Origin of the sequence: Rhodopseudomonas sp. BR0M22, assembly GCF_010907035.1 — a bacterium.
Taxonomy (GTDB): domain Bacteria; phylum Pseudomonadota; class Alphaproteobacteria; order Rhizobiales; family Xanthobacteraceae; genus Rhodopseudomonas.
Map to the genome: position 1 here is coordinate 1 of NZ_QUMK01000112.1, position 8,498 is coordinate 8,498.

Here is an 8,498-nt window from a genome sequence, read left to right on the forward strand (position 1 = left end):
CGCCGGAGAGCTTCCTGACGAGCCTGCGGATCGAAGCCAGGCGGTGGTGGGGTTTGGGGCGGGAGCGACGTCATGGCGAGAGCGTCTCGGACAAGCGCAGAGGTCAGTCGCCGGCGATGCGAAACGCCGGTGGTGTTGCCTCCGCTAATGCATCAGGTTCCATCCGGTTCCATTGTCGTGAAGCGGGCGCGCAGCGCTCGCTGCCCGCCGGTCTTGGTTAAGAAATCGTCTACGACGCCAGCCACCGAACGCCGCCGCATTACTTCGAGTCCATGATCACGCCGACGAGGTTGCCAGTGCTGGCGCGGTGGCGGCCCGGCTTCTATATCCTGCTGGTTCCCGCCTCGGATCTTCGGCCTTCCGATCGATCCAAACCCCGAGTCGATCGATATGACAGGTTCGTTCTCCAATATGATGCTGGTGATTTCGGTCTGGGCGCTGCCGCTCCTGATCGCAATCACGTTCCACGAAGCCGCGCACGCCTATGTGGCAAAGCTGTGCGGCGACAACACCGCCTGGATGCTGGGTCGCGTCAGCTTCAACCCGATCAAGCACATCGATCCGTTCGGCACGTTGCTGCTGCCCCTGCTCCTGCTGGTGATCCAGTCGCCGTTTCTGTTCGGCTATGCCAAGCCGGTGCCGGTGAATTTCCGCAACCTGCATAATCCGCGGCGCGACATGGTGCTGGTCGCCGCGGCAGGACCGGCGATCAATCTGGTGCTGGCGGCGCTGGCGGGGCTCGCCTTCCATCTGGTCGGCTACGTGCCGGGAGAGGCCGGCCAATGGCTGATGCAGAACCTCGCCAACGCGCTGCTGATCAATGTCGTTCTGGCGATCTTCAACCTGCTGCCGATTCCGCCGCTCGACGGCGGCCGGATCGCTGTCGGCATCCTGCCGCGCGCGCTGGCGAACCCGCTGGCACGGCTGGAGCCTTACGGCATGCTGATCCTGCTCGGGCTGATCTTCATCCTGCCGCTCGCCGGCATCGGCGTGGCGACCCAGTTCATCGCGCAATCCAGCAGGGTCGTGGTCCAAGCGATCCTGATGCTCACCGGGAACGTCTGACCGAGTCCCCGTCCCTCGAGCGGTGCCACCGTAAGCATCACGCTCTGTACGATTAACTCTGCGACAGGATGCGCAGTGAGGCGGAACCGCAGTCGCGGCGACCACTTGGTACGACAGGGGGCGAGACCTGTTCGCGGCGCGACTCCTTCCGGAAGCGTCGCGGCAAAGCGGGACGACCACCGTGACCACAGCCGCAACTCATAATTCTAGTTCGACCTCCACACCTGCTCCCTCGCCCGACCGCGATCCGCTTACACCGACGCGGCGCGACTTTCTGTTCGTCGCCACTGGCGCCATGGCGGCGGTCGGCGCGGCAGCGGCGATTTGGCCATTCATCGATCAGATGGAGCCGGACGCCTCGACGCTGGCCTCCGGCGCCCCGATCGACGTCGACCTCAGCGCCGTGCAGCCCGGCCAGCAGATCCTCGTTCGCTGGCGGGATCGCCCGATCTTCATCAACCGCCGCACGCCGCAGGCGCTGCAATCGCTGCAGTCCCCAGCCCTGCTGGCGCGGCTGTCCGACCCCACATCGAGCGTGCACCAGCAGCCCGACTACGCCGACAATTGGCATCGCTCGGTCAATCCGGAGTTCGGCGTGATGGTCGGCATCTGCACCCATCTCGGCTGCATCCCGACATTCGAGCCGCTGCCAACCGACATGCCGTCGTCCGAGCACTGGGTGGGAGGTTACTTCTGCACCTGCCACGGCTCCAAATACGATCTGGCCGGCCGCGTCTTCAGGGGCGTTCCGGCACCGTACAATTTGCCGGTGCCGCCGTATCATTTCATCGGCGATGCCAAGATCCGGATCGGCGAAAATCCGCCGAACAGCAAGTTCGACTTCTCCACGATCCGCCAGATCTGAGGATGTTGGCCGGGGGAACGTTCACGCCCGTCCGCCGTTTGCCGCCCATCGACGAGGCGACATCATGCAACACAGGAAATTGCACGACGACGGCGGACAGACGACCTGGGTGATCGTGCTCGAAACCGGCGACGAGGTCATGCAGTGCATGCAGCGCTTCGCCGAGGAGCAAGGCATCTTTGCCGCGCAGTTCAGCGCGATCGGCGCATTTCGCCGGGTCGTGCTGAATTACTTCGACTGGGACGCCAAGAAGTACATCCGGATTCCGGTCGACCAGCAGGTCGAAGTCGCTTCGCTCACCGGCGACATCGCACAAGCGCCGTCCGGCAAACCGGCGCTGCACATCCATCTCGTGGTCGGCCGGCGCGACGGCAGCGCGATGGCGGGCCACCTCGGCGAAGGCCATGTGCGGCCGACGCTGGAGATCGTGCTGACCGAGAGCCCGACCTTGCTGCGCAAGGCATACGATCCGGAGTCCGGTCTGGCGTTGATCCGCACCGACACCTGATCGCGCGGCGGCCCTGCTCAGCCGTAGGGCCGCACGCTCTCGGCGACCGAATCCGCAACGTGCTCCTTGGTGATCACACCGACTACCTGCGAGGCCCGTGGGCGGCCTTCGCTGTCGACCACGATCGCCATCGACGCCTGGCGGCGGGTCATGCGGGCGACGATCTCGAACACCACGTCGCGGCGGCGAGCGATCGTGAACTTCTGTGCCAGGTCTCCGAGCGTGACGCCGGAATAAGACGGCGAGGTACTGCGGCGAAAGCCGGTATTGATCCGGGCCGCTCCCACGATCATATCGCCGCGTGTCACCACCACATGGGCGAGCCCCTGCGGAAGATCGTCGCGCTGCAGGAAGTCGTCGAGCGGAGTCGTCGCCGCAACGATGAGCGGATTGCGATCCATCACCTCGTGGGCATGGCGGACCAGGAACATGTTGGCGTGGTGCGCCTTCGGGATCGCATGGCCGCGGCCGACCAGCTTGATGGTGTAGATGTTCTCGCGGCTGAGCAGCCGGCGCACGCCGATCGCCAGCGCCACCGCGACGATCACCGGCATCACCAGATCGTAGTCGCGGGTCATCTCGAAGATCATCGTCACCGCGGTCATCGCAGCGCCGGTGGCGCCGCCGACCATCGCCGCCATGCCGACGATCCCAGCGGTCGCGACCGTCAGGCCCGGCGCGGGATCGACCAGCGCCACCGCCGCGCCGAACGCGCCGCCGAGCGTCGCGCCCATGAACAGCGACGGCGAGAAGATGCCGCCCGAGGCACCGGCGCCGAGGCTGACCGAGGTGGCGGCGAGCTTGCAGATGAACAGCAAGGCCAGCAGCCCGGGCAGCATCAGCCCGCCCGTCATGATCGCCTGAATCGTCGCATAGCCAACGCCGTCGACGTAGTACTGGCCGAAATTACGCATCAGCACGTACAGCAGGACGCCGACCATCAGCATGCCGACGATATTGCGCAGATAGGTGTTCTTGATCGTCTCGAATAGCGTCTCGGCCGCCGACAGCCCGCGGATGAAGGCGGTCGCCGCCAGTCCCATCAGCGCGCCGAGCAGCGCGAACCACAACAGCGATGTCAGCGGCGTCGGCTGGTCCGCCAGCAGCAGATCCTGCGGCAGCGCGAAGGCCGGCGCCAGGCCGAGGAACAGTCGCCCGATGAAGGTCGCCGTCCCGGTCGCCAGCGCGACGGGCAGGAAGGTGCGCGCGCTGACTTCCGGCAGCATCAGCTCGATTGCGAACATCACCCCGCCGATCGGGGTGTTGAAGGTCGCTGCGATACCGGCGCCGGCGCCGGCCGCGACCAGCGTGATCCGCTGCCACGGCGCCACCGCGACGAGCTGGCCGAGCGAGGAGCCGAGTGAGGCGCCGATCTGGATGATCGGCCCCTCGCGGCCGACCGCCGCGCCGGTGCCGATCGAGATCGCCGAGGCCAGCGACTTGATCGCGGCCACCTGCGGCCGGATCTTGCCCTCGCGATAGAAGATCGCGTCCATCACCTCGGGCACGCCGTGGCCGCGCGCCTCCGGGGCGAAATTGTTGACCAGCCAGACCACCACCAGACCGCCGATCACCGGCACCAGGATGATCAGCGCCCCCCATGGCGAGGCCGGGGTGAATTCATTGGCGTCGTAATAAGCCGACAGCGTCCCGAAGAACGCCGCGTTGTGGATCACCGCGATCAGAGCCCGAAACGCGATCGCGCCGAAGCCGGTAATGACGCCGACCACAACCGCCAGCAGGCACAGGCGAAACAACCCGATCCGATGCGGCCAGAGCATCGCGGCGATCCGCCGACGGCTCAAGGGCCGGCTGGAACGTCGACGCAACGGCGCACGATCGGCTGCCGTCGAGCCGGCTCCCGCTCCGCCCCGCGTCACGACCGAACCCACGCCACGTCGGACGGAACTGCCTGATTCATCGTCGTTCTTTCAAACCGCCCGGTGCCGACGGCGAAATCGGCAGTGGGCTTCGATCTGGGAAGAACGCGCGCCGCGGACCGGCGGCTCGCGCACAGCCGCCAGCGCGCGCGACCTCCGCGATCCCTTAATCCGCAACATCTTCGGAATTTTCAGCAAGACGCCCGAACCGACCCGGAGCCGCAACGCCTCGCGCCGCAGCATCGTCGCAATCTGTGAGCCGCTCACCGAAAGTTCAAATCTCTTTCCCGTGAGACTCGGCGCGGGATCCCCCCGCCTCTCCCCGGCGAAGCGCCCATGCTCGAGACGTTGATCGGCCGATTGGTTCACTCGTCCGTGGCGGACCGACTCGTGCCTAAGACCGAATCCAGGCGACGCACATCGCGGTCGCCACGGGCCGGATCAGCGGTTCAACCAGTATCCACCGCCGGAACGCAGAGGCCATCGCGCGCTATCGTCTTCCGTAGACCATCCGGTGATACGGACGGCAAAGCGCGTTGCTCCCCAGGACAGGCAGTAGGCACTGAATGATTGCACCGACCCAGGGCAATATCCGCATTGACCTTTCAGCGACGGACCTCATGCACCAAGCAGGCTTGGGCATCTCGGGGTCTCAAATCGTTTGGTTATACGCGCCGACTTCTGGATGCTGGCGCAGCACGACGTTCACCGCTTCGAACATGTCGTGCATCCGCTGCTCCGACACCGGGCTTTCGACGACCACCACCAGTTCGGGTTTGTTCGAGGAGGCGCGGACCAAGCCCCAGCTGCCGTCTTCGCAGGTGACGCGGACGCCGTTGACGGTGACAAGATCGCGGATCGGCTGGCCGGCGACCTTATCTCCGTTCTTCTGCGCTTTTTCGAAGTGCTTCACGACCTCGTCGATCACGCGATACTTCACCTCGTCGGCGCAATGCGGCGACATCGTCGGCGACGACCAGGTCTTCGGCAGAGCGTCCTTGAGCTGCGACATCGACTTGTTCGGCGCGCGATCGAGCATCTCGCAGATCGCGATCGCCGACACCAAGCCGTCGTCATAGCCGCGGCCGGGCGGCGCGTTGAAGAAGAAGTGGCCGGATTTTTCGAAACCAGCGAGCGCGTTCAGCTCGTTGGTGCGGCGCTTCATGTAGGAGTGGCCGGTCTTCCAATATTCGGTCTGGGCACCCTGCCGTTGCAGCACCGGATCGGTGGCGAACAGGCCGGTGGATTTGACGTCGACGACGAACCGCGCGTTCGGATGGATCGCCGACATGTCGCGCGCCAGCATCACGCCGACCTTGTCGGCGAAGATCTCCTCGCCGGTGTCGTCGACCACGCCGCAGCGGTCGCCGTCGCCGTCGAAGCCGAGGCCGAGATCGGCCTTGTGCTGCAGCACCGCGTCGCGGATCGCGTGCAGCATCTCCATGTCTTCGGGGTTCGGGTTGTACTTCGGGAAGGTGTGATCGAGCTCGGTGTCGAGCGGGATCACCTCGCAGCCGATCGCTTCCATCACCTGCGGGGCGAACGCGCCGGCGGTGCCGTTGCCGCAGGCGACCACCACCTTGAGCTTGCGCTTCAGCTTGGCGTGCTTGGTCAGGTCGGCGATGTAGCGGGCCGGGAAGTTCGGATGAAACACATAGGAGCCGGCGCCCTGCTTGAACGCTGCGCCGAGCACGATCTCCTTCAGCCGGTTCATCTCGTCGGGGCCGAAGGTCAGCGGCCGGTTGGCGCCCATCTTGACGCCGGTCCAGCCGTTGTCGTTGTGCGAGGCGGTGACCATCGCCACGCACGGCACGTCGAGCTCGAACTGCGCGAAATATGCCATTGGGGTCACGGCGAGTCCGATATCGTGGACCTTGCAGCCCGACGCCATCAGGCCGGCGATCAGCGCGTATTTGATCGAGGCCGAATAGCTGCGAAAGTCGTGACCGGTGACAATCTCCTGCGGCCGCCCGAGCTCGGCGATCAGCGTGCCGAGCCCCATGCCCAGCGCCTGCACCCCCATCAGGTTGATCTCCTGGCCAAACAGCCAGCGCGCGTCGTACTCGCGGAAACCAGTGGGCTTCACCATCGGCTCGGATTCATAGGCGTAGGTGTTGGCCGTCAGAAGCGGCTGCGGCGTCGGGAACATCGGCGGACTTTCGCGAATAGGAGGAGCGGGCTGACGACGATCAGTCAGGAGCGACGATAATCGTCGTCGAACCGAATGATGTCGTCTTCGCCGAGATAACTGCCGGTCTGCACTTCGATCAACTCGAGCGTGATCTTGCCCGGGTTCTCCAGCCGGTGGGTGGCGCCGATCGGGATGTAGATCGACTCGTTTTCGTGGATCGTCTTGACCAGTTCGTTGACGGTCACCTGCGCGGTCCCGCGCACCACGATCCAGTGCTCGGACCGGTGATGGTGCTTCTGCAGCGACAGCCGCTCGCCCGGCTTCACGATGATGCGCTTGACCTGATGCCGGTCGCCTGAATCGAGCGAGCGGTAGGAGCCCCAAGGACGGTGGACCTGGGCGTGATGGTCGGTGACCTCGGGCGCCGCCGCCTTGACCTTGGCAACCAGCCGCTTCAGCCCGTTACCGTCCTTTTGCCGGGACACCAGAACGGCGTCCTGGGTCGCGATCACCACCAGATCGTCGACGCCTTCGAGAGCCACAAGGGTGTTGTCGCTGGAGACGTGACAGTTGCGGGAGTCTTCAAACACCGCAGGACCTTGTGCGGCATTGCCGCCGCCGTCCTTGGCCGACAGCTCCCACACCGCACGCCAGGAGCCGACGTCCGACCAGCCGCAGTCGACCGGCACCACGGCGGCGCGCTTGGTCTTCTCCATCACCGCGTAATCGATCGAGATCGGCTTGGCTTTGCCGAACGAGGCTTCCGGCAATGTCACGAAGCCGAGGTCGCTGCCGGCCGACGTCACCGCCTCGGTGATCGTCGCAACGCTGTCCGGATCGACCGCATTGTACTCTTCGAGCAGCGCCGCAGCCGGAAACATGAAGTTGCCGCTGTTCCACAGATAGCCCGCCGCGACATAGCCCTCGGCGGTGGCGAGGTCCGGCTTCTCGACAAACTTCGCGACCGCACGGACCTTGCCGACGATCTCATCGCCGGGGCAGATGTAGCCGTATTCGGTCGCGGGACGCTCCGGCTCGACCCCGAAGGTCACGATCCGGCCCTCGGCCACGCCCGCCAGACCTTCGCGGCACGCTGCGACGAAACCATCCTTGTCGCGCACGACGTGATCGGCCGCCAACGCCAGGACCGTCGCTCCCGCCTCACGTTGCTCGGCGAACACCGCGCCCGCAACGATGGCGGGACCAGAATCCCGCCGGGCAGGCTCCAGCAGAACGTCGGCCTCGATACCGATCTCCGCGAGCTGATCACGCACCATGAAGCGGTAGGCCTGATTGGTGATGATGATCGGCCGCCCGAACAACGTCGGATCAGATACCCGCAGAAGGGTGTCCTGAAACGTCGAGCGAGGCCCGAACAGCGGCAGAAACTGCTTCGGGCGCACCTCACGCGACGCCGGCCAAAGCCGGGTCCCGGCGCCCCCGCACATGATCAAGGGAAGACACCTACGCTCGTTCGCGGACTTCCGGTCACCGTTCATCGAACACACCCAACCATGATTGCGATCTCTTTGTGGTTGCAACGAATTGTCGAGTCAATAAGCCCCCGAGACCACCAATCAGCCCCCCGGGCTCACCCTGGCAGGACCATGGAACAGGCATCGACCTTCCGCCACCCGCCCTGCCCGATCGGCACCAGGATCCCTTGGCTGACCAGCATCCACATGCAGCCAAATCACCGCCCCCTCAGAGCACGTCCTTCCACCCCCCGTCCATCGGAGATCGCAACGACGCGATCTCCGCTTCGACCCGGGAGCGCGGATTGGCACTGACGCCACCCTCTCAGCCGCTGTATACGACCGCCACGCGCTCACTCTCCTCAGGCTCGTTGGCCGAGGCGGCGCCTTCCCCCCGTGCCTCCCTGTCCACCGGCCCGCAGTGCACATGCGACTTCATCGACGAGGCCGAGCCGTGGCCTTGTCGCAGATCTCGGCGCCCCCCGAGACCGTCGCGATCACAGCCCGGTCAGGGATTGGCGCAGGATAATCTCCTCCGCCTTGAGCGCCTCCCTCGTCTCGCTCCCACATTCGA

7 protein-coding genes are annotated in these 8,498 nt (G+C 65.4%); 4 read left to right on the forward strand and 3 right to left on the reverse strand.

What is annotated here, in order from left to right; genetic code table 11:
* The 4 genes from DY468_RS24705 to DY468_RS23740 form a co-directional block, all read left to right on the forward strand.
* A partial coding sequence (locus DY468_RS24705; protein ID WP_205512661.1) for a hypothetical protein occupies positions 1 to 221 on the forward strand: 221 nt, incomplete at its 5' end.
* A gap of 169 nt (positions 222 to 390) precedes the next feature.
* Positions 391 to 1,065 (forward strand): site-2 protease family protein, encoded by a 675-nt coding sequence (locus DY468_RS23730; RefSeq protein WP_164607960.1) that lies wholly within the window; start codon positions 391 to 393, stop codon positions 1,063 to 1,065.
* Between the two features lie 181 nt (positions 1,066 to 1,246).
* On the forward strand, positions 1,247 to 1,930 hold the full coding sequence (gene petA / locus DY468_RS23735) for a ubiquinol-cytochrome c reductase iron-sulfur subunit (protein WP_349644332.1): 684 nt from the start codon (positions 1,247 to 1,249) through the stop codon (positions 1,928 to 1,930).
* Positions 1,931 to 1,994: 64 nt separating this feature from the next.
* Positions 1,995 to 2,438: a PPC domain-containing DNA-binding protein gene (locus DY468_RS23740; protein WP_205512664.1), complete on the forward strand. Its 444-nt coding sequence runs from the start codon at positions 1,995 to 1,997 to the stop codon at positions 2,436 to 2,438.
* A gap of 17 nt (positions 2,439 to 2,455) precedes the next feature.
* Here DY468_RS23740 and DY468_RS23745 read toward each other — a convergent pair whose 3' ends face one another.
* The 3 genes from DY468_RS23745 to DY468_RS23755 form a co-directional block, all read right to left on the reverse strand.
* Complete coding sequence (locus DY468_RS23745) at positions 2,456 to 4,219, reverse strand: chloride channel protein (RefSeq protein WP_205512666.1); 1,764 nt, start codon at positions 4,217 to 4,219, stop codon at positions 2,456 to 2,458.
* A gap of 751 nt (positions 4,220 to 4,970) precedes the next feature.
* Entirely contained in the window at positions 4,971 to 6,467 is a 1,497-nt protein-coding gene (locus tag DY468_RS23750) for a phosphomannomutase/phosphoglucomutase (RefSeq protein ID WP_164607961.1), read from the reverse strand.
* 44 nt (positions 6,468 to 6,511) lie between these two features.
* The gene (locus DY468_RS23755) at positions 6,512 to 7,948 is read right to left on the reverse strand and encodes a mannose-1-phosphate guanylyltransferase/mannose-6-phosphate isomerase (RefSeq protein ID WP_164607963.1); all 1,437 of its coding nucleotides are present in this window, start codon (positions 7,946 to 7,948) and stop codon (positions 6,512 to 6,514) included.
* Positions 7,949 to 8,498 lie beyond the last annotated feature (550 nt).

What these genes read in the sequence shown, in the direction of transcription:
- DY468_RS23730 (WP_164607960.1), top strand. Translation starts at nt 391, where the DNA reads ATGACAGGTTCGTTCTCCAATATGATGCTGGTGATTTCGGTCTGGGCG.
- DY468_RS23740 (WP_205512664.1), top strand. Translation starts at nt 1,995, where the DNA reads ATGCAACACAGGAAATTGCACGACGACGGCGGACAGACGACCTGGGTG.
- DY468_RS23745 (WP_205512666.1), bottom strand. Translation starts at nt 4,219, where the DNA reads ATGCTCTGGCCGCATCGGATCGGGTTGTTTCGCCTGTGCCTGCTGGCG.
- DY468_RS23750 (WP_164607961.1), bottom strand. Translation starts at nt 6,467, where the DNA reads ATGTTCCCGACGCCGCAGCCGCTTCTGACGGCCAACACCTACGCCTAT.
- DY468_RS23755 (WP_164607963.1), bottom strand. Translation starts at nt 7,948, where the DNA reads ATGAACGGTGACCGGAAGTCCGCGAACGAGCGTAGGTGTCTTCCCTTG.